Annotated in this window: 17 protein-coding genes; 12 read left to right on the top strand and 5 right to left on the bottom strand. The window is 42.9% G+C overall.

Annotation, left to right across the window (positions count from 1 at the left end; genetic code table 11):
- Position 1: 1 nt before the first annotated feature.
- From N483_RS12270 to N483_RS12255, 4 genes are read right to left on the bottom strand one after another with little or no spacing between them, the layout of a single operon-like run.
- Positions 2-988: a vWA domain-containing protein gene (locus N483_RS12270; protein WP_023401551.1), complete on the bottom strand. Its 987-nt coding sequence runs from the start codon at positions 986-988 to the stop codon at positions 2-4.
- Positions 981-1415: a DUF4381 domain-containing protein gene (locus N483_RS12265; RefSeq protein WP_023401552.1), complete on the bottom strand. Its 435-nt coding sequence runs from the start codon at positions 1413-1415 to the stop codon at positions 981-983. The genes N483_RS12270 and N483_RS12265 overlap by 8 nt, the downstream gene beginning before the upstream one ends.
- A 5-nt stretch (positions 1416-1420) precedes the next feature.
- Positions 1421-2362: a DUF58 domain-containing protein gene (locus tag N483_RS12260; protein ID WP_023401553.1), complete on the bottom strand. Its 942-nt coding sequence runs from the start codon at positions 2360-2362 to the stop codon at positions 1421-1423.
- Positions 2363-2378: 16 nt separating this feature from the next.
- A complete protein-coding gene (locus N483_RS12255; RefSeq protein ID WP_023401554.1) occupies positions 2379-3335 on the bottom strand; it encodes an AAA family ATPase in 957 nt (318 codons plus the stop codon).
- A gap of 292 nt (positions 3336-3627) precedes the next feature.
- On the opposite strand from N483_RS12255, the gene fadI reads away from it, so the two are divergent.
- Positions 3628-4938: an acetyl-CoA C-acyltransferase FadI gene (gene fadI, locus N483_RS12250; protein ID WP_023401555.1), complete on the top strand. Its 1311-nt coding sequence runs from the start codon at positions 3628-3630 to the stop codon at positions 4936-4938.
- Positions 4939-7041, top strand: a complete 2103-nt coding sequence (fadJ, locus tag N483_RS12245) for a fatty acid oxidation complex subunit alpha FadJ (protein ID WP_023401556.1) — start codon at positions 4939-4941, stop codon at positions 7039-7041.
- A gap of 550 nt (positions 7042-7591) precedes the next feature.
- On the opposite strand, the gene N483_RS12240 is transcribed toward fadJ, so the two are convergent.
- Positions 7592-9433 carry a S8 family serine peptidase gene (locus N483_RS12240; protein WP_023401557.1) on the bottom strand — a complete coding sequence of 614 codons (1842 nt, stop codon included), beginning with the start codon at positions 9431-9433 and terminating at the stop codon, positions 7592-7594.
- A gap of 379 nt (positions 9434-9812) precedes the next feature.
- On the opposite strand from N483_RS12240, the gene N483_RS12235 reads away from it, so the two are divergent.
- The 10 genes from N483_RS12235 to N483_RS12190 all read left to right on the top strand — a co-directional run bounded on the left by N483_RS12235 (position 9813) and on the right by N483_RS12190 (position 23699).
- Complete coding sequence (locus N483_RS12235) at positions 9813-11210, top strand: TolC family protein (protein ID WP_023401558.1); 1398 nt, start codon at positions 9813-9815, stop codon at positions 11208-11210.
- Complete coding sequence (locus N483_RS12230; protein ID WP_023401559.1) at positions 11197-12513, top strand: efflux RND transporter periplasmic adaptor subunit; 1317 nt, start codon at positions 11197-11199, stop codon at positions 12511-12513. The genes N483_RS12235 and N483_RS12230 overlap by 14 nt, the downstream gene beginning before the upstream one ends.
- Positions 12510-15614, top strand: coding sequence for an efflux RND transporter permease subunit (locus N483_RS12225; protein WP_023401560.1), 3105 nt, complete (start codon positions 12510-12512; stop codon positions 15612-15614). Before N483_RS12230 ends, N483_RS12225 begins: the two co-directional genes overlap by 4 nt.
- 465 nt (positions 15615-16079) lie before the next feature.
- Positions 16080-16670, top strand: coding sequence for a transcriptional regulator BetI (gene betI / locus N483_RS12220; protein WP_023401561.1), 591 nt, complete (start codon positions 16080-16082; stop codon positions 16668-16670).
- 1 nt (position 16671) lies between these two features.
- Positions 16672-18135, top strand: coding sequence for a betaine-aldehyde dehydrogenase (betB, locus tag N483_RS12215; protein WP_023401562.1), 1464 nt, complete (start codon positions 16672-16674; stop codon positions 18133-18135).
- A gap of 9 nt (positions 18136-18144) precedes the next feature.
- Positions 18145-19797 (top strand): choline dehydrogenase, encoded by a 1653-nt coding sequence (gene betA, locus N483_RS12210; protein ID WP_023401563.1) that lies wholly within the window; start codon positions 18145-18147, stop codon positions 19795-19797.
- 172 nt (positions 19798-19969) lie between these two features.
- Positions 19970-21187: a BCCT family transporter gene (locus N483_RS12205; protein ID WP_023401564.1), complete on the top strand. Its 1218-nt coding sequence runs from the start codon at positions 19970-19972 to the stop codon at positions 21185-21187.
- 2 nt (positions 21188-21189) lie between these two features.
- Positions 21190-21885 (top strand): TorF family putative porin, encoded by a 696-nt coding sequence (locus N483_RS12200; protein WP_023401565.1) that lies wholly within the window; start codon positions 21190-21192, stop codon positions 21883-21885.
- Between the two features lie 148 nt (positions 21886-22033).
- Positions 22034-22588, top strand: a complete 555-nt coding sequence (locus N483_RS12195; protein WP_023401566.1) for an elongation factor P hydroxylase — start codon at positions 22034-22036, stop codon at positions 22586-22588.
- Positions 22578-23699, top strand: coding sequence for an ATP-NAD kinase family protein (locus tag N483_RS12190; RefSeq protein WP_023401567.1), 1122 nt, complete (start codon positions 22578-22580; stop codon positions 23697-23699). Before N483_RS12195 ends, N483_RS12190 begins: the two co-directional genes overlap by 11 nt.
- Positions 23700-23709 lie beyond the last annotated feature (10 nt).

The raw sequence follows: 23709 nt of genomic DNA, 5'->3' as shown, positions 1-23709 counted from the left end.
ATTAATTACCTCGCCTCCACTGTTTTGCAAAACGAATCAATAGGGCGATGGCCCATATTGCTAATGCAGCCATTAAAGGCAAATAGAATAGTGCGAGCTTGGGTCGAAAGGTTTCGTCTTCAGCAGAAATAGGCTCTAAGTTGTCTAGCTCAGAATAAATTTGTTGTAAACCTTGCACGTCTTTAGCTCGAAAGTAGCGACCACCAGTTTCATCGGCAATATGGGTGAGTGTTTGCTCATCTATACTTGCTCCTGACATGCTGCCCAAAGAAAAGAACCCCATATTCCTGCGCCCGTCTGAGCCAACGCCAATGGTGTACACTTTAATACCTTCTTCACGCGCTAAGATGAGTGCCTCTTCCGGTTGTAAGTTTCCAGCGGTATTTTGACCATCAGTGAGTAAGATTAAAATGCGATTGCTTTCTTCTTTTTGGTTGAATCGTTTTACTGCAAGGCCTAGCGCATCACCAATGGCGGTTGCTCTACCGACCAAGCCAATTTGTGACTCTTGAAGCATTTGACTAACTGTATTTATGTCTTTGGTTAAGGGGGTTTGTAAAAATGCGGTATCAGCAAATAAGATAAGGCCAAGTCTGTCGCCTTGGCGCTGCTCTATGAAGTCACCCAGTACAGCTTTTACAACTGATAAGCGGTCTATGTAACGGCCGTTATACTCCATGTCCTCTTCCGCCATTGAGTGAGATAAGTCGACCGCGAGCATAATATCTCTGCCTTCGCTTGGTAACGTAATAGGGTCGTCTAACCAAGTGGGATTGCTCAGTGCAGTAACTAGTAACAGCCAGATGAGCATTTCAAGCCAGTTTTTATTCCGGGAAAACGATTGTTCTTGCGTACCCATGCCGCCCAGACTTGCATAACTGGGCATACGGATTTTCTGCTGGGTTCTAGCCGGAATGGGTTTTAATTTGGTTATGAGCCAAGGTAGTGGCAGCAGTAAAAATGCCAGTGGCCACTCAAATTCAAACATCTAAGCGCTCCTTGGTTTTAAACGTCTTTATTGCCATCATTAGTTTTTCAACCTGATCGTTTTTGTTATCTGATTTATATAATGAAGCAATATCTTGTTCACTAAACTGTGCTTTTGACAACAAGTTCAAGGTTTGGCACCAATTGGACGTTGATTGAGCCGCCACCGTGGCACCATAGTAGTGTTTTGTTAGCCTTTTTAGTAAACCGTGTAATGCCAGTGCATCTTTTATTTCTAATTGACTGAGCTTGATAGCTTCTCGCTTAGCTGCGCCGTATTGCCAGCTGCGATACAAGTAGAAGCTGCATAGCAAAAGTATCAGCGTTGAGGTGATAATAAGTGCCCATGTTGGCAGTGATAGGGGCCACCAATTTACCTGCTCAGGTGGCAAGACATCATGTAAGGCATCTAATGGAGATGGATTCATTGTAGTTACCTAGAAAGCTGAGATTCTAATGGCGTATCGGCCGAGAAGTTGAGCATCGTCATGCCTGCGCGTTGCAAACGTTTTAACCGAGCACTAAAGACATCTTGCGCACGTTTGGCAAATTTGTCTCTGAATTGTTTGTCGCTTAAGGGTAAGGTCCATGCGCTATTGGTGCCTTGGACTTCGATTGCTTCACTGTATGCAGGAAGAGCATGCTCAAACGGATCACTTACTTGGCAGCCTATTAACTCACAATGGCGACTCAAGCCTTCGAGTAATGAAAAGCTCTCATCATTTAACTCGGAAAAATCAGAAATGAGGTAAATTAAACTTCCCGGCTTTGCCAAATGCTTAAGGCGTTTCAGGTTATCATTAAAACGACTGGTGTTTTTATTGTCGCGGTTAACTAAGCTTGTTTCATGAACGTCACACAATTGGTGACAAAACGCGAGTACACCTTTGTCTCTGGCCGTTGGTTTGAGCTCATGGTGGCTGTGTTCAGAGAAGACCACGCCGCCTAACCTGTCGCCTCGTTGAGACGCCGACCAAGCGACGAGGGCACTCAAATGTGCTGCTTGTACGGACTTGAGCAGTAGTTGACTACCAAATAGCATGCTATTTGATAAGTCTGTAAAGATAAAAACAGGGCGCTCTTTTTCTTCTTGATAGAGCTTGGTATGTGCTTCTCCTGTTCGCGCCGTGACGCGCCAGTCTATGGCGCGAATATCATCGCCATATTGGTATTGACGCACTTCGGCAAATTCCATACCTCGACCCTTATGCGGTGCGAGATATTGTCCCGCTTGCGCACTGCGAATATGACCTTTAGGTTTTAAGTCGAGAAGTCGAGATTTACTCTTGTAGTAGAGTAACTCTTTGAGCCCAAGTTCAACACCATTGCTATGGCAATTTGCAAACCAGCTTTGTATATCAATATTTGCTTTCATAGGTGGTGTTTAAACCTTAAGGTACGGGCACTAGCTCGAGAATGCGGCTGATCACTTGATCTTTGGTAATACCATCCGCTTGGGCTTCGTAGCTCAGAATAATACGGTGTCTCAGAACATCATGTAAAACGGCCTGGATGTCGTCTGGCGTGACAAAGTCACGTTGTTGCAACCAAGCGTGGGCACGGGCACATTTATCTAAAGCAATTGTCGCCCTTGGACTTGCACCTAGTTCAATCCAAGCGCCAAGTTGTGCGTCCAATTTGGCTGCTTCACGGGTTGCAATTATAAGTTGTACCAAATATTGCTCAAGCGGCTCGGCCAAATGTAGTTCTAGCACCTTCTTTCTTGCCTCGAATAACGTTTGTTGACTAATCGGGCTAAACTTCACCACTTCTGTACTTAGCGCTTCACCGCGTGTCAAACGTAGGATCTCTAACTCTGTTTGCGCTTGTGGGTAGTCAATATTGAGGTGTAATAAAAAGCGGTCTAGTTGTGCTTCTGGTAACGGATAGGTACCTTCTTGCTCTAACGGGTTTTGAGTCGCCATAACCATAAAGAGTTCAGGAAGTGGATAAGTTGTCTTCCCCACAGTGACCTGACGCTCTGCCATGGCTTCAAGTAAAGCTGATTGAACTTTAGCTGGTGCGCGGTTAATTTCGTCTGCAAGTACAAGGTTATGGAAAAGCGGGCCTTTCTCAAATACAAACTCACTGGTTTGTTGTCTGTAAATATCAGTGCCTGTTATATCTGCCGGTAACAAGTCAGGTGTAAACTGAACGCGTTGAAAGCTGCCTTCTATGCCTTTGGCGAGTGCATTCACCGCACGAGTTTTTGCAAGCCCTGGTGGGCCTTCAACTAATAGGTGGCCGTCTGCCAAAATTGCGATTAAAAGTGCTTCGGTTAAGTCAGGTTGACCTAAAATTTGGGTGTCTAAGTATTTTTTTAATTCAGTAAACTCATTAACTGCCATGCTTGTTTGTCCTTGTTATGACAAATTTGTTGCTTATTTATATGGATTGAAACGGAAAACTCAAGCTTTTGAGGTGGATTTTCACATTTTTCTTAGACCGTATTATTTGGTTTAGTTCCATATTTTTAATATATTTTTCAGACGCTTTTTGATTTGTTCAAAATTCACGCTAAGTTTAATTTGCGCTGTGATTTTACAGACAATTTCCATTTTTCTATTGGCAGAATGGATTCGGTTGTTTAGAATCGGATTAAAATAACAGGTCAGACCTGTCAGCGGGAGAGCAAAATTCATGTCTGAACAAAACATTCTAAAAACAATAAACGGAGACCGTATCGCTATTGTGAGTGGCCTACGTACTCCTTTTGCAAAACAAGCCACGGCTTACCACCACGTACCTGCACTAGACCTAGGTAAAACTGTGGTCAATGAAATGCTGGAACGCCTAAACATAGATAAAAAAGAAATCGACCAGTTAGTTTTTGGGCAAGTTGTACAGATGCCTGAAGCACCGAATATTGCACGGGAAATAGTACTTGGCACGGGTATGCCTGTATCCGTTGATGCGTATTCGGTTTCTCGAGCGTGTGCGACAAGCTTTCAAGCGGTTGCTAATGTTGCTGAGTCTATCATTGCAGGTCATACCGCTGTCGGTATTGCTGGTGGCGCGGACTCTTCTTCAGTATTGCCGATCGGTGTAAGCAAAAAACTAGCAGGTAGCCTAGTTGATTTAAACAAAGCCAGAACATTAGGCCAGCGTTTGAAGATTTTCTCTCAATTGCGCTTAAAAGATTTATTACCTGTTCCCCCAGCAGTTGCTGAATATTCAACAGGTTTGTCAATGGGTGACACAGCTGAGCAAATGGCAAAAACACACGGTATTAGCCGTGAAGAGCAAGATGCATTGGCGCACCGCTCTCACTCTTTAGCTGCAAAAGCTTGGGATGCAGGGCTATTGTCGCAAGAAGTTATGACCGCGCACGTAAAACCATATAAAGGTTTTATCGACAAAGATAATAACATTCGTGCTAACTCGTCACTTGAAGGGTATGCAAAACTTCGCCCTGTGTTTGACAGAAAACATGGCTCTGTGACCGCGGCTAATGCGACGCCTCTTACTGATGGTGCAGCAGCTGTATTGATGATGAGTGAAAGTAAGGCAAAAGCCCTAGGATATGAAATTTTAGGCTATGTGCGTTCATATGCGTTTTCTGCGATTGGCGTACATGAAGACATGCTCATGGGTCCAGCTCATTCAACGCCGTTGGCCCTAGATAGAGCTGGTATCGAATTAAAAGACCTTGACTTAATTGAGATGCATGAAGCGTTTGCAGCCCAAGCGTTGGCTAACGTCAAAATGTTTGCTTCAGATAAGTTTGCTCAAGAGAAACTTGGACGCAGTAAAGCAATAGGTGAGATTGATATGGACAAGTTTAATGTCAATGGTGGCTCTTTAGCTTATGGTCACCCATTTGCGGCAACAGGCGCGAGGCTTATCACTCAAAGCTTAAATGAATTAAAACGCCGAGGTGGTGGGCTCGCATTGACAACAGCTTGTGCGGCTGGTGGATTGGGTGCAGCATTTGTATTGGAGAGTGCATAAATGTCAGTATTTAGTTATGAATTAAACAGCCATAAAGTTGCATTGGTAACAATTGATGTGCCGGGCGAAAAAATGAATACATTACGTGATTCCTTCGCCGATGAGTTGCTCGAAATTCTTGAAAAAGGAAAAAAAGATGACGTAACTGGTATGGTGTTTGTCAGTGGTAAATCTGACAACTTCATTGCAGGTGCAGACATCAAGATGCTTGACAATGCGCATACACGAGAAGATGCATTGCGCCTATCAGAAATGTGTCAGCAGGCATTTTTTAAAATGAAGGCACTGCCTTTCCCAACAGTCGCGGCCATCCATGGAGCAGCTTTAGGCGGCGGGTTGGAGTTTGCATTAGCGTGTGACTATCGCGTGTGTACAAATGATGACAAAACAAAGTTGGGCTTACCAGAAGTGCAACTTGGTTTGTTACCCGGTGGTGGCGGTACACAACGCTTGCCTAAGTTGGTGGGTATCCAAAAAGCGCTAGAATGGATGCTAACGGGTAAACAAGTGCGCGCAAAACAAGCTGCAAAAGCTGGTCTGGTCAATGAAAGTGTTCCGCACAGCATTTTGATGGATGTCGCGGTCAAACTAGCTCGAAAAGGTAAGCCAAAGGCTCGCAAGCCAAAGCTAGATAAACTCAGTCAACTGCTTGAATCCAATCCATTTGGCCGAAATATTATCTTCAAAAAAGCACAAGATAATGTCGAGAAGAAGACTGGGGGTCACTATCCGGCTCCACTAGCAATCATTAAGGCAGTAAGGGCGTCTGTCGAATTAGATGAATTAAAAGCATACAAAACTGAAGCGGAAGGCTTTGCAGATCTTGTAATGACAGATGTGTCACGCTCTTTGCGTGGAATTTTCTTTGCTACCACAGAGATGAAAAAAGAGTGGCAAAGTGACGACAAGACAAGCATCGCACGTGCTGCAGTTTTAGGTGGCGGTTTGATGGGGGCGGGGATCACCCATGTTAGTGCTGCAAAAGCAGGCGTACGAGTACGTATTAAAGATGTAGCGCATCAAGGGATCAGCAATGCCCTAAACTACAGCTACAAGATTTTATCTAAAAAGCAAAAACGCCGTATTTTATCTAAAGCCGAAATGCAATCGACCATGAACAGCATCACTGGCACGACAGATTACAGTGGTTTTGAGCATGTTGATATTGTTATTGAAGCTGTTTTCGAAGACTTAGCATTGAAGCAGGGTATGGTTGCAGATATTGAGCGTGAGTGTTCAGAGTCAACGATATTCGCCAGTAATACTTCATCGCTGCCAATTGCACAAATTGCAGAAAAAGCTGAGCGCCCTGAGAATGTGATTGGATTACATTACTTCTCCCCAGTAGAGAAAATGCCGTTGGTTGAGATTATCCCTCATATGAGTACGTCTCAAGAAACCATAACAAAGACAGTGAACTTTGCACGAAAGCAGGGTAAAACACCGATTGTAGTGAAAGATAAAGCAGGCTTTTATGTGAATCGTATTTTGGCACCGTATGTAAATGAAGCTGCTAATCTACTGCTTGCCGGTGAACCAATTGAGAAAATCGATCAGGCACTTGTAGAGTTTGGCTTTCCGGTTGGGCCTCTTGCACTACTCGATGAAGTCGGCATTGACATTGGGTCTAAAATCGCGCCAATTCTTGAAAAAGAGCTTGGTGATCGTTTCAAAGCGCCAAATGCATTTGAACGTATGATAGACAATAAACGCCTAGGTAGGAAAACTGGACGCGGTTTTTATACTTATGAAGGGAAAAAAGGCAAGACTGTCGACGAATCGGTTTATGCTTTGTTAGGGATCACGCAGGCTCCACGTTTGAATAAGCAAGAAATTGCTAACCGCTGTGTTGCGCAGATGCTAAATGAAGCATCTCGATGTTTAGATGAAGGGATTATCGCCTCTGCTCGAGATGGCGATATTGGTGCAATTTTTGGTATTGGCTTCCCACCATTCTTAGGCGGTCCATTTAGCTACATGGATAAACGCGGTATCAATAAAGTGTGTTCAGAGTTGTCTACTTATGCAACTGAAAACGATGTATTCACGCCGTCAGAGCCGCTGAAAGCGAAAGCGGAAGCAGGCGAAGCATACTATAGTTAAATAGAAAATTAGGAAGTACCACCTACATTGGTACTTCCTAAAATGTCTTTTGTTACTTTTTTTCTCATCATCCATATCCTAGTCGCATTATTTAGTTCCATCATTAAATATAAAATGATTTAAGTTGAAGTATTATCTCTGTCTCCATTTTTGATTGAAAACCACAAGGGTTTCAATAGAATTAGTAATAAAAATCTTGTCTGTGGAGTTCGGTTCTTTCTATATAAACTATGGGGTTATATGGTTTTTATTAACATTTAAGCCAATTTGGTTGGCAAGTGATATTAAGGAAGGGAAAGAAAATACAGATGGATTTTCACACTATGAAATGTATTTAATTCAGTTGTAATTACTTTGTTGGAGCGTTGAAAATCAGGTTGTGGGCCGGAATACTATTCCTACTACGAGAGAGGTTAAATTAATTAAATTCGATGTGGATATGCATTTTTTAATTACGTGAAACCTATAAATATTACCAGTGTTTATCTAATGGTGAACGCAATTTAAAATTATAAGAGAGCTATAGGTATAGCTCTCTTATAATCATTTATTAATGACCGTAGAACGTAATGCTCCAGCCAGTTAACTGACCTGGTTTAGTATTGTTAGGTTGTACTTTATCGCCACGTTGTGGAATAACCGTTTTTGAACCTTCAACAAACTTACCTGTACCTAGGTCGTATACTCTTTCAGACCATGAGTCTTTTGCATTTGTATCGATGATACGTAGTTTCCAATCACCTTTTGCTGACTCACCATAGAAATGGTTCGAAAGGATCACATTGTCATTGAACTTATTGCCTTCGATGTCCGTACCAGCGGTTAAGATGACACTGCGCGTGTTACTAGGTGAAATAAGCTCAACAGATAAGTCCCCAAGACGCTCATGATCTAAGCTTAAGTGTACGCGAACGGCTTCAACTGTTAGGTCATCAGTTTGTGTGTGAACTGATTCAGTACCAGTGAAATCACCATCGTAAATAAACGCGTCTGCTTTTACCGGCACGTCATATGACTTGATTTGTAGGTCACCTAGGATAGGACCTGTTTGTAGTGCTTTTTCAACTGCCGCATCTACATTAACCAAACCAAAACCATAGTCATAATGGAACGCGTGACCTGCACCATTCACTTGCCAGCTTGGGATAGCTTCGTAATCACCAATCATGCGAGGTTGTGCATCAGCATCTACTTTTGTTGCAGTAGTGATCATTAGGTGTCTTACATCACGCCAAGATAGCTGGTGGTTTGCCGACATGATAAGTGCAACCGCGCCAGATAGAGCAGGTGCTGCAGCTGAAGTACCATTCATGTTAAATGCGTACATTGGCTCTTCACATTGTGTTTCTGTCGCATCTGTGCACCACTTAGGTAGAGCTGTGGTCACTGTCGCAGGGCTATAGCGTCCCCATTCACCAGCTGGCGCTGTAAGTAACACCGCTGAACCACCTGTAGAATAAGCCGCTAAATTACCTTTTGCATTCAGTGCAGAAACCGTTAAGTTCCAGAAATTGGCATTTGTCGGATCTGCAATTGACGCGTCATATGCTGGCAGTGCATAGCCATTAGGGTAAATTAGTGTCAAAAGACCATTGTCTCTGTCTAGCCAACGACCACCAATGTAGTGGCTATTACCTGCTGATTTAACAGCCATTGCACCACGACCACCGTGACTCTCCGTTACTGCTCTTTTAGTTACAGCGTCAATATCATCAAAGAATGCACGGTAATCACCATAGATGCTAGCGTCAGAAAATGAATAACCGATACTTTGGTTGATAACGCGCGCATCTGTGAGTTTATTCATAGGTTGAACAGCACCATCCATATCCATAACAGAGCGGATGGCAAGCGTGCGGCTGTTAATATTGCGTTCTTTACCTATGTAGTTTACACCTGTCAGCGTGGCATTCGGTGCTACTCCTCGGCCACCTTGGCCGTTGTATGCAGCAGCTGCCGCGATCCCAGCAACTTTTGTACCGTGGTCGTCAATACTCAGACGGCCTCTTGATTCGTACTGATAGATGTAAGGGTTAGGATTAGGCGTGTTGCCTTGTACCACGTTTGGCGCAAGGTCTGGGTGGTAGGTAGCAAGGCCATCATCAATAACAGCAATATTGATCCCTTGACCCAAAATACCACGGCGATGTGTAAAGTCTAAGTTCAAATCAATACCTGCCACTCCAGGAGTAATTGCACCAGCAGATTGGCCCGTGTTTTGAAGGTGCCATTGATGAACAACAAGAGGGTCGCCATCAGCCAGTTTATAAGTGTATTCCCAGACATGTTTTGTCGGGTCATATTCTTGCACACTATTATCAAATGTTTGTGCGCTTGCTTGCCCAAGTGCTAATAGTAAACCGGCGGTAACAATATTTAATTTATTATTCATTATATATTTCCAATCTGTTGAATCGTTCACGTTAATAAACAAGCAGATTGATCAAGAAATAACAGTTCGAATGAAAAAATTATTTCGATTATCTATATTCCAAGAGGTTATATTTAATAATTAAAATACTTTATAAGTTGATTTTTATTTTCTCCGATAAAAGTTTCCACACCTAAGCTTGAATTCCTGAACAGCATACTGTTGCCATCTAAAAACGATTAAAACTGATCTATAAGAGGCTCACAATGGTATGAATGCTGTGCTTTTACGCTCATGGAGTTAGTGTAATGTAAGTCTATGTAAAGTTCATTGAGGACGTGCAATTTCACACAGTACACTAAAATAGAATAGTAGAGTTGAGCCTATAGGAATTGTAATAATGTGGCTAAAAACCTCGTTGGCGATAGCATTGTCGAGCTTACTACTCGGTTGCCAATCGACGCATCAAATTGACGAAGAGTATCGTTCAAAATTAAAAATACCCGCGTCGTGGAAGTATCAACATACAAGCGGCCCTGTAAAACCAAGTTGGCTGGAGCAAATTACCGAACCTCAAGTACATCAATTGGTAACAACTGCATTGAGCAGTAACTTGGTTTTGTTGCAGCAGGCCATAGACATAGACGTTGCGAAGCAGCAGTTGGTTGTCAGTGGCAGTGCGCTGTGGCCAACACTCGATATATCACTTGATAGCGTGAGGCGTAAATCGTCGTCTAACACCTTTTCAACTGAACATGCACTTGATCTTAAAGTTGGCTATGAGCTTGATCTTTGGGGCAAACTGAGTGAAGAAGAACGGCAAGCCAATCTTACAGTGATGGCGAGTTTGGCAAATTATGAGCAGCAAACACATAATTTGGTCGCAGATGTCGTAATTAGCTGGTTTGCTGTCATAGAAGGGCAAACTCAACAGCAATTGTTAAATGATCGTTTGGCTGTGGTTGAGCAAAACTTGGACATCATTGAGTCTGGGTATAGGCAAGGTCTTAACAGTGCACTCGATGTTTATCTCGCTCGCACAGAGCTCAACAATGAGCAAGCAAAATTAGCGCAACAGAAATCAGTGGTAGAGACTCGGGTTCGAAAGTTGGAGCGTTTGGTAGGAGAGTATCCAAGTGGAATGTTAGCTGTTAACGCGCCACTGCCGCTGTTAGATTCAACGCTTTCAACGGGCGTACCATCTACATTGGTTAGCCGCAAGCCCGCGCTATTGGCTAGCTGGTATCAGCTATTAGCACAAGATGCTGCGCTAGCTTTTGCTCACAAACAGCGTTTCCCAAGTCTAAAATTGAGCGCCGGTTATGGACCCAGTGGCGAGCAACTTGACGATGTATTGTCTTTTTCTGCGGCTGGTTGGTCACTGTTATCGAGTATTTCTGCGCCGCTATTTAATGCGGGCAAACTGGCTGCGAGGGAAGAAATCGCCAGAGCCCAGCTTAAGTCGCTGGAGCTTCAATACTTGAACAACCTGCAAGAAGCGTTTAGTGATGTTGAAAATGGTATCAGCGCGGAAGTTGCGCTGAAAAAGCGCTATCAAGAAACCTTAATCGCAGAAAAAAACGCTCAGTTAGCTGAGCAACTTTCATTTGAACAATATCAAAAAGGCTTGGTGAGTTACACCACGGTATTAGATGCGCAAAAACGTGCATTTGATGCAAAGAGCAGCCTCATTTCTATCAAAAACGAGTTAATTAAAAATCGAGTTGAACTGCACCTTGCATTGGGTGGTGATTTTCAGCAAACAGAGCCTAAGGATGTAAACAATGACATTGGCTAAACGAATAATCTTACCTGTAGCGATACTGACAATGTCTGTTCTACTGGTTGTATTTATTACTTCTAATCCGCCTCAAGCAAAAAGAGGTAAGAGTAAAGCGCAGGCGCAAATGGTGGTGGATTTTGAAGTGATACAAGCAAAACCGTTTGCTATGGCACTTGATAGTTATGGGATTGTTAAGCCGCGTACACAAAGTGTATTGGTTGCACAGGTTTCAGGTGAAATCAGCTTTATTAGCAATAGCTTCAGAGATGGTGGTTTTTTTGAAAAAGGGGAACTGTTATTACAAATTGATGATAGAGATTATCAAGCAGAAGTTCAGGTTGCCAAAGCCGCATTACTCGGCGCTAAACAAAGTTTATTAGAAGAGCAAGCAAGGGGGAAGCAAGCACAAATTGACTGGCAACGCTTAGGTGATGGTGGGCAGGCCGGTGAGCTTGTGCTCAGAAAGCCGCAGTTAGAAGCGCAAAAAGCAAATGTATTGTCCGCTCAAGCCAAATTGACTAAGGCCGAGTTAGCGTTAGAACGCACACGTATCCTAGCCCCATTCGCGGGTCGCATTTTAAATAAGAAGGTTGATTTAGGACAGGTTGTTTCTAGTAATAGCCAACTAGCTGAAATCTATGCGACGGATTATGTAGAAATAAGGCTACCCATAAACAATCGAGACTTGGCATTTATGCGTTTGCCTGAGCATTACAGAGACAGTGACGACCACATAAACAGCCTGTCTGTTACTTTGTATTCGGATTTGGTCAAAGCCCAGCAATGGCAAGGTAAAATCGTCCGTACAGAAGGCGCAATTAGTGAGTTGTCACAGCAGTTGTACGTGGTCGCACAAATAGACGATCCATTTTCTGTTAATCAACAAGGTGACTTTGCGATTAAGATTGGCCAATACGTTAATGCAAAAATTGAAGGAAAAACCCTAGAAAATGCCATTACCATACCAAGCAGCGCCATTTATCAAGGCAGCTACGTGTATGTACTAGATGAGCAGAACTTACTTATGCGTAGAGATATTTCGTTGGCGTGGCAAAACGATGAGTTTGCGATTGTGCGCTCCGGAATTAGTGAGGGAATGCGTTTAGTAACGACGTCTTTGGGGCAAGTAAGTTCGGGTACACCTGTTGCACTGCGCAATGATCAAGGTGAGCAAGGGTCGGCTTTTGAATCCCCAAAGTGGCAGCAACTTACAGACAAACAAAAGCGTAGATTGAAAAAAATAGCAGCGGAGCGCGGCGTAAGCATTAAGCAACTGCTTGCAGAGCGAGAGCGCCAAGCTCGGGAGACTGGGATATGATAGCCTGGTTTACACGCAACCCCGTCGCAGCAAACTTATTGATGCTATCAATATTGTTTGGTGGTTTGTTTGCTATGTCGACCAAGATCCCGCTGGAAGTATTCCCTTCTTTTGAAACAGATAGAATTAGCATCAGCATGTCATTGCGCGGTGCAACCCCTGAAGATGTAGAGCAGGGAGTGTCTATTCGTATTGAAGAGGCTGTACAAGACTTAGAGGGCATAAAACAAATTTCTAGCCGCTCTTCAGAAGGCGGCGCCAATGTAAATATTGAAGTTGACAACGGCTATGACCCAAGAGAAATGTTGGCGGATGTAAAAAGTCGGGTTGATGCCATAAATACCTTTCCAGCAGATGCGGAAAAGCCAGTAATATCACTTGCTGAGCGCAAGCGTGATGTCATCACAGTCACGGTCGCTGGGAGTTATTCTGAAAAGGAAACGCGAGAGTTCGCCGAGCAGGTTCGAGATGACTTGTTGCGTATTGAAGGGGTGACGCAAGTTGATTTAGACGGTGTGCGTGATTATGAAATTGCCATTGAACTTAGCCAAGACAAACTGAGGCAATACAATTTAACGATAAAGCAGGTGGCGAATTTAATTGGCCAATCTAGCGCAGATATTTCTGCGGGTAACCTAAAATCCTCTGGTGGCGATATTTTACTTCGCTCAAAAGGGCAGGCTTATCGTAAAGATGAGTTTGCGAGCATTCCAATTAAGACAAATACAGACGGTTCCGTTTTATACTTGTCTGATATTGCAAATATTATTGATGGCTTTGAAGAAACACCAGTGCGCACGCGATTTAATGGTAAGCAAGCTGCGTTTATAGAGGTCTATCGCATTGGCCAACAAAGTGCTATTGAGGTTGCGGATAAAGTTAAAGCGTATATCGAACAACGCCAAGAGACCTTGCCAAAAGGTTATGAGTTAAGCTATTGGGATGATGATTCAGTCATAGTAAAAAACCGTATTTCGACCTTAACTTCTAATGCACTGCAAGGTGGCATATTGGTGTTGGCACTGTTGACACTATTTCTGCGCCCAGCCATTGCGTTTTGGGTCTTTATTGGTATTCCCGTGTCTTTCATGGGGGCATTTTTAGCAATGCCATTTTTTGGCATAAGTCTCAATATTATGAGTCTGTTCGGTTTTATTCTCGTGCTTGGGATAGTGGTTGATGATGCAATTGTCACAGGAGAGAATATTTATACACATCTTAATAGCTCAGAGTCGGGAGAAGAGGCGGCGATAAGGGGCACGCAAGAAGTTGCGACTCCTGTAACTTTTGGTATTTTGACTACTGTTGCTGCATTTTTACCGTTGGCATTTATCGATGGTGCAAGGGGCGCTATTTTTGCGCAGATCCCAGCTGTTGTGATCCCTGTTTTGTTAATGTCCTTGGTTGAGTCAAAATTTGTCTTACCTGCTCATTTAAAAAACCTAAAACCACGTAAAAATGCTCAGCAACCAAGCCGCTTTAGTGCTTTTCAGCAACGGTTTGCAGATGGTTTTGAGCGCGGGATCCTCAAGTATTATCAACCAATATTAAAAGTGGCAATATCACACAAAATGGCCACCTTAAGTGGATTTATTGGCGTATTTTTGGTGATTTTAGCGCTCATCATGAGTGGTTGGACTAAGTTTATTTTCTTTCCTCGTATTCCCAGTGAGACAGTGCGCGCTAACTTGACACTACCAACAGGTACGCCATTTGAGGTAACCGCCAAATATATCGATTTAATGTCTGATAAAGCTCAGGTTTTAAAAGAAAAATATGTTGACCCTGACACCGGGGAAAGTGTTATCACGCATATTTTAGCAACAACAGGTGGACGCGGTGGGGCGTCTAATTCAGGCCGAGTTCGGTTTGAGATAACACCGCCTGAAACTCGTTCATTGCGTGTTGACTCTCGTCAATTGGTGAGAGAGTGGCGGGTATTGATTGGTACGATCCCGGGTGCAGAAAGTTTGACGTTTAGGGCTGAAATTGGCCGCTCGAGTGATCCAATTGATGTGCAGTTGACTGGTACTTCCTTGGCTGTGTTGAAAGAAGCCGCTGAGCAAGTCAAAGCGAATTTGGCGACTTTCCCAACTGTGTTTGATATTACAGATAGCCTGAGTGATGGCAAAGAAGAGTTGCAAATTGAACTCACAGCGCAAGGGAAGGCACTTGGTTTGACTCGTACGGAAGTGTCAAATCAGATCCGCAGTGCATTTTTTGGTGCTCAAGTGCAACGGATCCAGCGAGGCCGTGATGATGTGCGTGTGATGGTGAGGCTGCCACTATCTGAGCGCAGCAATCTAGCAACGCTTAATACGTTATTGATCAATATCGAAAATCAAGGTGCTGTTCCGTTAAATCATGTGGCAACGTTAACTCCCGGACAAAGTCCTTCGAGTATCTATCGAATAGATAGATATAGAACCGTGAATATTACCGCTGATATTGAAAAGGAAAACACTAATATGACTGTGTTACAGGAGGAGTTAAAGGTCTTTTTAGATCAGCTAGTTGCACAATATCCTGGCGTAACACACTCCCTGGAGGGGGAGGCCAAAGAGCAAAGGGAGTCATTTGGCTCACTGGGCTGGGCGCTGCTTTTTGTCTTTTTCATCATTTATACGCTGCTCGCTATCCCATTTAAATCCTATGTTCAGCCGTTAATTGTAATGAGTGTGATCCCTTTTGGTTTGATTGGCTCTGTGATTGGTCATTGGATCATGTCAATGGAGCTGACCATTATGAGTTTACTGGGTATGCTGGCCTTAATTGGTGTTGTGGTAAATGACTCCTTGGTACTTGTTGACTACATCAACAAACAAAGAACGAAAGGTGCTGAACTAATGAACGCTGTGCTTAGAGCGGGGGCTGCGAGATTTAGGCCTGTAATGCTTACAAGTATCACAACCTTTTTTGGCTTAATGCCACTGTTGTTTGAGCAGCAAACTCAAGCTCAGTTTTTAATTCCAATGGCGGTGTCTTTGGGCTTTGGCATCATATTCGCTACGCTAATTACCCTTATCTTAGTGCCGGTGAACTATTTACTGGTAGAGCGCATAAAAGCATTCGGAAGCCGATTGAGCTACAGAACAGCGTAATTCTATGTTGTGTCGCATGGTCACATATTTATTTTTCGGTAAAGCTGTGACCATGCGACTATGTGACGAGCCAAAGTGAGCTCGTGCGAACTCGCAATTCCTTGTTTTTCTCATCATTTCCCTTTTCGACATTTTTTATCTCTAGGTTGCAGTGTCATTTCGCTATGCGCATCTGGACTTTTATACAGAGAAAATTAAAAGTTCATATTGAAATCTAATAGTTTGAGGGCATGATATTTTTGGTGTTTTTGGGTACAAAAAATAAAGATGTGAAACAATCAGTATCACATTTGAAAATATTCAATGTAAATTAAAAACAATAAAAACAGATGTTTATGGTTATGTTTATTGATTTTTTGTTCTTTGTGAAGATTCCATTAACTTGCCGTGTGAGAAATTTCATATTGTTATAATAGTTAGAGCTCTATATAATTTATATTAATTGAACGTTCAATTAAAAATATTATGCCTAAAGTTGGAATGGAACCGATACGTCGTCAACAACTAATTGAGGCGACGTTAGAGTCAGTTGCGGAGCTTGGTTTACACGCGACTACGATTAACAGTATTAGTAAACGAGCAGGGTTATCTTCTGGGATAATTAGTCACTATTTTGGTGGTAAGCAGGGCCTAATCGAGGCCACTGTTCGATATTTACTTACTAGCTTAAAAACCAGTTTGATATCTAAAGCACATTCAAATTGCGATGCAAAAGCGCGACTGATGTTCATCGTTGAGGCGAATTTTTCTGTCGTACAGCAGCAAACAAGTGCGACAAAAACTTGGCTGAGTTTTTGGGCGCAGTCGATGCATGATGAACAGTTGCATCGGCTACAAAGGATCAATTCTAAGAGACTTTACAGTAACTTATCTTATTCTTTCTTTGCCCTTCTCGACAAAGAGGATGCACGAAGAGCTGCGAAGCTGAGCGCAGCAATGATCGATGGCTTGTGGCTTCGAGCAGTGCTTAGTAAAGCAAATGAAACAGCGTTCGCAGAAGCTGAACAGTTGGCAAAGCAATATATCTTATCTCTAATTTCGTCTCGTGGAGTCTAAAATGACCGCAGTGGTTTATCAAAATTTTATTCATGGCGCTTTTGTCGCTAACCAATCAAAAGAAACATTTCCGGTTGTAAATCCTGCGACTGATGAAGTGATGTATCACGTTGAGGTTGCCGATGAATATATTCAAAAACAAGCAATTGGCAGTGCTCAGCAAGGTTTTGCAAAGTGGTCGGCAATGACGCCAGTTGAACGCAGTAGGATACTCAATAAAGCTGTATATTTACTGAGAGAACGAAATGATGAGCTGGCGAAAGTTGAGGTGTTAGACACCGGTAAGCCCATTCAAGAAGCTGACTGTGTAGATATTCAAACCGGTGCGGATGTTATCGAATACTTCGCAGGTCTTGCTCCTACGCAAATGGGCGCACAGCAACCTGTAGGGGAAGATTTTTTTTATACTCGTCAAGAACCGCTGGGTATATGTGCAGGAATTGGAGCTTGGAACTATCCATTGCAAATTGCTTGCTGGAAGTCTGGTCCAGCTCTTGCTGCAGGTAACTCACTGATTTTCAAACCATCAGAAGAAACCCCTTTAGGGGCGATTAAACTAGCAGAAATTTTTATTGAAGCGGGTATGCCTGCAGGTGTGTTCAATGTTGTACAGGGCGCAGCCAAAGTAGGTGAATGGCTATCAACACACCCTGATATAGAAAAGGTATCTTTTACCGGCGAAGTTGGGACCGGGAAAAAAGTAATGCAAAGTGCAGCATCAAATTTGAAAGATGTCACAATGGAACTTGGTGGTAAATCACCTCTAATTGTATTTGATGATGCCGATATATCTGAAGCGGTTAGTGCAGCAATGCTTGGCAATTTTTACACACAAGGTGAAATTTGCACAAACTGTACACGTGTTTATGTACATAAAAACATATATCAGGAGTTTTTGACTGAACTTAAAACACGTACAGAGCAAAATATTGTTGCAGGAGATCCCCTTGATCCTAATGTAAACCTTGGAGCGCTTATTTCGAAAAAGCACCAACAGTTGGTGCTAGATTACATTGAACAGGGAAAACAAGAAGGTGCGACGTTGTTAACCGGTGGTCATGCACTTAAACCTGAGTCAGCACCGAACGGATACTTTGTTGCTCCGACCGTGTTTATTGATTGCTCAGATGAAATGACTATTGTCAAAGAAGAGATTTTTGGCCCAGTTATGAGTGTGCTTGTTTTTGAGGATGAAGATGAAGTTATTGCCAGAGCCAATGATACCGAGCTAGGTTTAGGTGCTGGTGTTTTTAGTCTTAATATCCAACGTGCACATCGTGTCATCCATCAGCTTAAAGCTGGTATTTGTTGGATCAATAGCTACGGTAATTCACCTGCCGAAATGCCTGTAGGAGGCTATCAGCAATCGGGAATAGGCAGAGAAAATGGAGTTGAAACGCTTAATAACTATACTCAGACAAAGTCTGTTTATGTAGGTATGAGCAAAATCGACAGCCCATTTTAAGGGGGCCTCATGTCAACGTTTGATTATATTATTGTTGGTGCAGGTTCTGCGGGCTGTGTGTTGGCCAATCGTTTATCTGAAAACCCCAAAAACAAAGTTTTGCTATTAGAAACTGGTGGTTCAGATAAAAGTATTTTCATCCAAATGCCAACGGCATTGTCAATTCCGATGAATACCGATAAGTATGCGTGGCAGTTTCATACTGAAGCTGAGCCATATTTAAACAATCGAAAGATGCATTGCCCTAGAGGCAAAGTACTCGGCGGGTCATCCTCCATCAATGGCATGGTTTATGTCCGTGGTCATGCCAAAGATTTTGATGAATGGGAAGCTCATGGGGCAAAGGGGTGGAATTATCAAGCTTGCCTACCTTACTTCAAAAAGGCTGAGACTTGGCTTAAAGGAGAAGATGATTACCGTGGTGGCAATGGAGAACTGGGCGTAAACAATGGAAATGAAATGGCCAACCCTTTATACGGCGCTTTTATAAAGGCGGGTGAGCAAGCGGGTTACCCCGTCACCGCTGATTACAATGGAGAGCAGCAAGAAGGTTTTGGACCAATGCACATGACTGTAAAAGGCGGCTATCGCAGTTCTACTAGTCGAGCTTATTTGGACCCTGTTAAAAGTCGGAAGAATCTTACGGTAGTAACAGGCGCATTGGTGAATAAGGTACTGCTGGAAGACAAAAAAGTAACTGGTGTTAGATATACGTATAAAAGTCAAAATGTGACCGTACAGGCTAGCAAAGAGGTTATCTTAAGTGCCGGGCCAATAGGATCTCCGCATATTTTGCAACTGTCGGGTATTGGTGATACCAAAACGCTCGAAAGTGCAGGGGTGGAGGTGAAACATCACTTGCCAGGTGTAGGCTTAAATTTACAAGATCATTTAGAGTTCTACTTTCAATACAAATGCAAGCAGCCCATTACACTCAATGGTAAGTTGGGCTTGTTTTCAAAAGGTTTAATCGGGGCACAGTGGTTGTTGAACAAGTCTGGTTTGGGCGCAACCAATCACTTTGAGTCTTGTGCGTTTATTCGTTCTAAGGCGAGTGTTGAATGGCCCGATATTCAGTATCACTTTTTGCCAGCTGCGATCCGTTATGATGGTAGGTCAGCATTTGAAGGTCATGGTTTTCAGGTCCATGTCGGACATAACAAACCAAAAAGCCGAGGCTCCGTGCTAATACAGTCAAAAGACCCAAAAGTCTCTCCTAAGATCCAATTTAACTATTTACAGCATCAAGATGATATTGAAGGGTTTCGCGCATGTGTACGTTTGACTCGTGAGATCATTTCACAGCCCGCTTTTGACGCATATCGTGATGGAGAAATTCAGCCGGGAGAGCATGTTCAAAGCGATCAAGAGATCGATGAATTTGTGCGTCAAGCAGCAGAGAGTGCATACCACCCATCTTGCTCATGTAAGATGGGTGATGATGACATGGCAGTTGTCGACTCACAAACTCGTGTACACGGTTTAAAGGGTCTAAGAGTCGTCGACTCATCTATTTATCCAACCATACCAAATGGCAACTTGAATGCACCAACAATCATGGTTGCAGAGAAAGCGGCCGATTTAATCTTAGGTAACAAGCCTTTACCAATTGCCAATGCTAGTGCGCATATTCATCCCAATTGGCAAGAACAACAGCGCTAGTTTGTTCATTCTCACCTGATGCTTGGCCACCAAGGCCGGGCACCTGTTTGCTTAGGTGAGTGCATCACTAACATTGCAAAAGTTAGGTTGTGTCAGTCAGGCAAACAAAACAATAACAACCTTATACGGGAAAAAAAAATGAGTTATTTTTATTTATTTTGGGAGGGCGACAATGACCATTTGGCTTAGTGCAGGTGTTCTTTTTACCCTGCTTTCTATCGCTTTTATCCTATACAAATGGGGCAGTGTTCAAGTTGTTGGTGTCACACCCGTAAAAACATTTACTTTTATTGCAATATTGTTCACCTCGGGGCTTGATGTTGGTTTGATCATGTTCCCACTAACCGAGTTTGCTGGTTACGCAGACATAAACACAAGCCCAGAATATGGATTTACCAACCCATTGGCTATTGAATTTGGCTACTGGGGCTTTTTGATCTGGGGGTTTTATTTCCTTACCTGTTTTTATTTCTGCGTAATTGAACCTAAAGTTCAGTTTTTTGAAATTCCATTGGTGAAGCTAGTTAACAATGTTGTCATTGTGGGTACGTGTGCATTCACAGCCTATTTGTTACTGTCTAATTTGCCATGGTACTTACCAAGTGTGGGAGATGGTGAGTCCATAGTAACTTCATTCTATTTTATTGTCTTTGTTGCTATTTCGTTGGCAGTGTATTCAAGCACTGACATTAAATACGTAAAGTTGCTCAGTGTTTCGACAGCGTGGGTTTTTATTGGACTTATCGTCTTACTTTGGTTAAATGCATTTGTATTTGGAGATAGCACTGTTAGTAATTACTTCAGTAATTTAGCGCTAATGAGTGACTATTTTGCAAATATGCATCAGTTTGTATTACCTCTCAATGATTATCACGAATTCTACTTATTTTGGTGGTTTGCATGGAGCATTATGATAGGTCAATTTACGGCACGCTTTGTAGGCGGATTAAAAACTTATCAAGTACTCGCGGCCATGCTTGTGTTTCCATCTATCCCGATTGCAGCATGGTTTGCCGTATTGTACCACTACCATGAAGCCGGAATCGCAACCGATGGATTAATTAACTTTGCAATGGTGTTTGTGGGTGTGGTGTTTGTTATCAATTCCTTGGATTCACTTGTCAGACTGTACACCGATAACTTAAACCTAACAGTTAAACGGTTAGGAAAGCGTAACTATATATTGCTCAATATTATCTCGTTGTCATTATTGACGCTTTTATTTCAGTTGAATTTTCTACAAATCCAATGGGTTGGGGCGATAGTTATTGCTATATTTTTTGCGTGTTTTGGGTTTATCCTCAGCAAAAAGATGCAAATGGTCCGTAAGATTCAGAGCTCGCCTGAAGATAACAAAATCGATTTTAATAAGATAAAAACAGTTAGTTAATTATGAATATTTCAAAAAAAGCGCATCTACTTCCACTACTTTTATGTTCTAACTTGGCGATGGCAGACTGGAGTACAACTGTGACAGCTGCGTCCGATTATACCTTCAATGGTGTAAGTCAGACGCAAAACGACCCGGCTATTCAAGGGAGTTTGGACAAGGCATTTGATAACGGCGTATATGCTGGCTCTTGGGCATCTAATGTCGACTTTGGTGATACAGATATTGAGTGGGACTTTTATGTTGGTAAGTTTATAGAGCTCAACACACTGTGGAGTGCTGACTTTGGTATTGCTTATTACACATATCATGGCGCGAGCGAGTCAAATGACGGAAACTATCCAGAAGCTTATGCTAAATTTGGCTATGACAATGCTTTGGGCAATACTGAATTTAACTTTTGGTACAGCTGGGACTACTTCGGTTCAGGCGCGGGCCATACAATAGCTATGATAGCTCATACAGTTGAAGTTGCTCCTAACCATGCTATAAAAGCGAGCTTTGATGTATCCAATTCTCTAGATGGAGAAAAATGGTTGTGGAAGGAAAATGATAAATCATATCATCACTATCGATTAGCCTATCAAACAAGTATTGATGAGTTTAATCTTGAAGTAGCGGCAGAAAATACGAGTTTAGATATTGATACAGCAGATGAAAGGGTCGTTGTTTCTGTATCTCGTTCATTTTCCATGTAACCAGCTAAGTAAATTTAACACCAAGGAAGGTGTTTAAAGGTAGCAAAAGACGTGTTTAAATTAGGGTTTTACAGCCGCATCTTTTTACTTTCATGCCAAAAGTACGTACAATCTCCCGCCATTGAATGACCGCGCTCTAATTGCGTTTATGCACCAAATATCTGATCTCAAAAATATATTCGACACACAGTTTGCGGCCACGCACAATACGCGTTTGGTCAAAGGTGACGATGAGCCAATTTATCTACCCGCCGACGAGCAGTGCTCATTTCATCAAGTGGTTTTTGCCCATGGTTTTTATGCCAGCGCATTACATGAAATTGCCCACTGGCTTGTCGCTGGTGAAGCGAGACGTTTACTAGAAGATTATGGATATTGGTACTGCCCAGATGGTCGAGACAAGGCCAAACAAGCAGAATTTGAAAAGGTTGAGGTTAAACCGCAAGCCATCGAGTGGGCGCTTAGCGTCGCAGCTGGTTTCGATTTTAATGTATCGGTAGACAACTTAAACGGCGAACAAACATGTCGATTTAGCTTTCAAAAGCGAGTGCATGAACAGGTATTACTGCTGCTAGAGCACGGTTTTAATGCGCGTACCGAGCAACTGCTTAGCGCTTTGTCGAGGTTTTATAACACGCCTTGGCCTTTGCAGCAGGCACAGTTTTCATGGGATTGTCCACAGGAGTTAGAAAATGTCATTTAAACTCGGATTAATTGTAAATCCAGTTGCAGGATTAGGGGGCTCCGTTGCCTTAAAGGGCAGCGATGGCGCAGACACAGCGCAAAAAGCATTAGCTTTGGGGGCTGAACCGAAATCCAATAACCGCACAAAACTTGCTTTGGAGCAATTGATACCATTTAAAGACAATATTGCTATTTTCACTGTTTCAGGAGAAATGGGCGAGCGCATCGCGGGCGAGTTGGGCTTTGAAACGCACGTTGTATATCATGCTGATGATGAAACGACACCACAAGATACTGAAATAGCGGCCCAAAAGCTTATAGAGCAGGGCGTTGATCTTATTTTGTTTGCTGGTGGTGATGGCACGGCAAGAAATATTTGTGCTGTGGTTGAAGACAAAGCCCCAGTGCTAGGTGTTCCTGCGGGATGTAAAATTCACAGTGGTGTTTATGCCATTACACCTAAAGCGGCTGGTCGAGTTGTCGAAATGCTGATTAAAGGCGAGTTGGTCACTTTGGCTGAAGCCGATGTGATGGACATAGATGAAACCGCTTTTAGACAAGGCACTGTCAAGGCTAAGCGCTACGGTGAAATGCAAGTACCCAGTGAAGTTCGTTTTGTCCAAAGTGTTAAAAATGGCGGTAAAGAAAGCGACGAACTGGTCCTTGCCGACATTGCGGCTTATGTGATCTCTGAGATGGATGAAGATCAGAGGTACATTATGGGCTCCGGCTCTACAGTAGAAGCTGTCATGGAGGAATTGGGCCTAGAAAACACTTTATTAGGTGTCGATCTGGTTCAAGATCATGAACTGCTGGGTCAAGATTTGACCGCAGCGCAATTACTTGAGCTTACCCAAGGTCATCAGACTAAACTCGTGATCACATTAATCGGTGGCCAAGGCCACATTTTTGGGCGAGGTAACCAGCAGCTGAGTCCTGAGTTAATCAGGCAAATTGGCAAAGAGAATATTATTGTGGTTGCGACAAAACGCAAGCTACAAGCATTAAATGGCCGTCCGCTCATTGCAGATACGGGCGATCAAGCACTTGATGATGAGTTAAGTGGATATATTAAAGTCGTCACAGGGTACAATGACCATGTGATGTATGCCGTTGGGCATCAAGAATAAGTGAGGAGAC

The organism is Pseudoalteromonas luteoviolacea NCIMB 1944 (genome assembly GCF_001625565.1).
Classification (GTDB): domain Bacteria; phylum Pseudomonadota; class Gammaproteobacteria; order Enterobacterales; family Alteromonadaceae; genus Pseudoalteromonas; species Pseudoalteromonas luteoviolacea_F.
Note: the sequence above shows the minus strand (reverse complement) of the source record. Positions and strands in the feature narration are given on the sequence as shown.

Excerpts from the sequence above, each read along its gene's own strand:
- N483_RS12270 (WP_023401551.1), bottom strand. The coding sequence starts at position 988 with ATGTTTGAATTTGAGTGGCCACTGGCATTTTTACTGCTGCCACTACCT.
- N483_RS12265 (WP_023401552.1), bottom strand. The coding sequence starts at position 1,415 with ATGAATCCATCTCCATTAGATGCCTTACATGATGTCTTGCCACCTGAG.
- N483_RS12260 (WP_023401553.1), bottom strand. The coding sequence starts at position 2,362 with ATGAAAGCAAATATTGATATACAAAGCTGGTTTGCAAATTGCCATAGC.
- N483_RS12255 (WP_023401554.1), bottom strand. The coding sequence starts at position 3,335 with ATGGCAGTTAATGAGTTTACTGAATTAAAAAAATACTTAGACACCCAA.
- fadI (WP_023401555.1), top strand. The coding sequence starts at position 3,628 with ATGTCTGAACAAAACATTCTAAAAACAATAAACGGAGACCGTATCGCT.
- fadJ (WP_023401556.1), top strand. The coding sequence starts at position 4,939 with ATGTCAGTATTTAGTTATGAATTAAACAGCCATAAAGTTGCATTGGTA.
- N483_RS12240 (WP_023401557.1), bottom strand. The coding sequence starts at position 9,433 with ATGAATAATAAATTAAATATTGTTACCGCCGGTTTACTATTAGCACTT.
- N483_RS12235 (WP_023401558.1), top strand. The coding sequence starts at position 9,813 with ATGTGGCTAAAAACCTCGTTGGCGATAGCATTGTCGAGCTTACTACTC.
- N483_RS12230 (WP_023401559.1), top strand. The coding sequence starts at position 11,197 with ATGACATTGGCTAAACGAATAATCTTACCTGTAGCGATACTGACAATG.
- N483_RS12225 (WP_023401560.1), top strand. The coding sequence starts at position 12,510 with ATGATAGCCTGGTTTACACGCAACCCCGTCGCAGCAAACTTATTGATG.
- betI (WP_023401561.1), top strand. The coding sequence starts at position 16,080 with ATGCCTAAAGTTGGAATGGAACCGATACGTCGTCAACAACTAATTGAG.
- betB (WP_023401562.1), top strand. The coding sequence starts at position 16,672 with ATGACCGCAGTGGTTTATCAAAATTTTATTCATGGCGCTTTTGTCGCT.
- betA (WP_023401563.1), top strand. The coding sequence starts at position 18,145 with ATGTCAACGTTTGATTATATTATTGTTGGTGCAGGTTCTGCGGGCTGT.
- N483_RS12205 (WP_023401564.1), top strand. The coding sequence starts at position 19,970 with ATGACCATTTGGCTTAGTGCAGGTGTTCTTTTTACCCTGCTTTCTATC.
- N483_RS12200 (WP_023401565.1), top strand. The coding sequence starts at position 21,190 with ATGAATATTTCAAAAAAAGCGCATCTACTTCCACTACTTTTATGTTCT.
- N483_RS12195 (WP_023401566.1), top strand. The coding sequence starts at position 22,034 with ATGCACCAAATATCTGATCTCAAAAATATATTCGACACACAGTTTGCG.
- N483_RS12190 (WP_023401567.1), top strand. The coding sequence starts at position 22,578 with ATGTCATTTAAACTCGGATTAATTGTAAATCCAGTTGCAGGATTAGGG.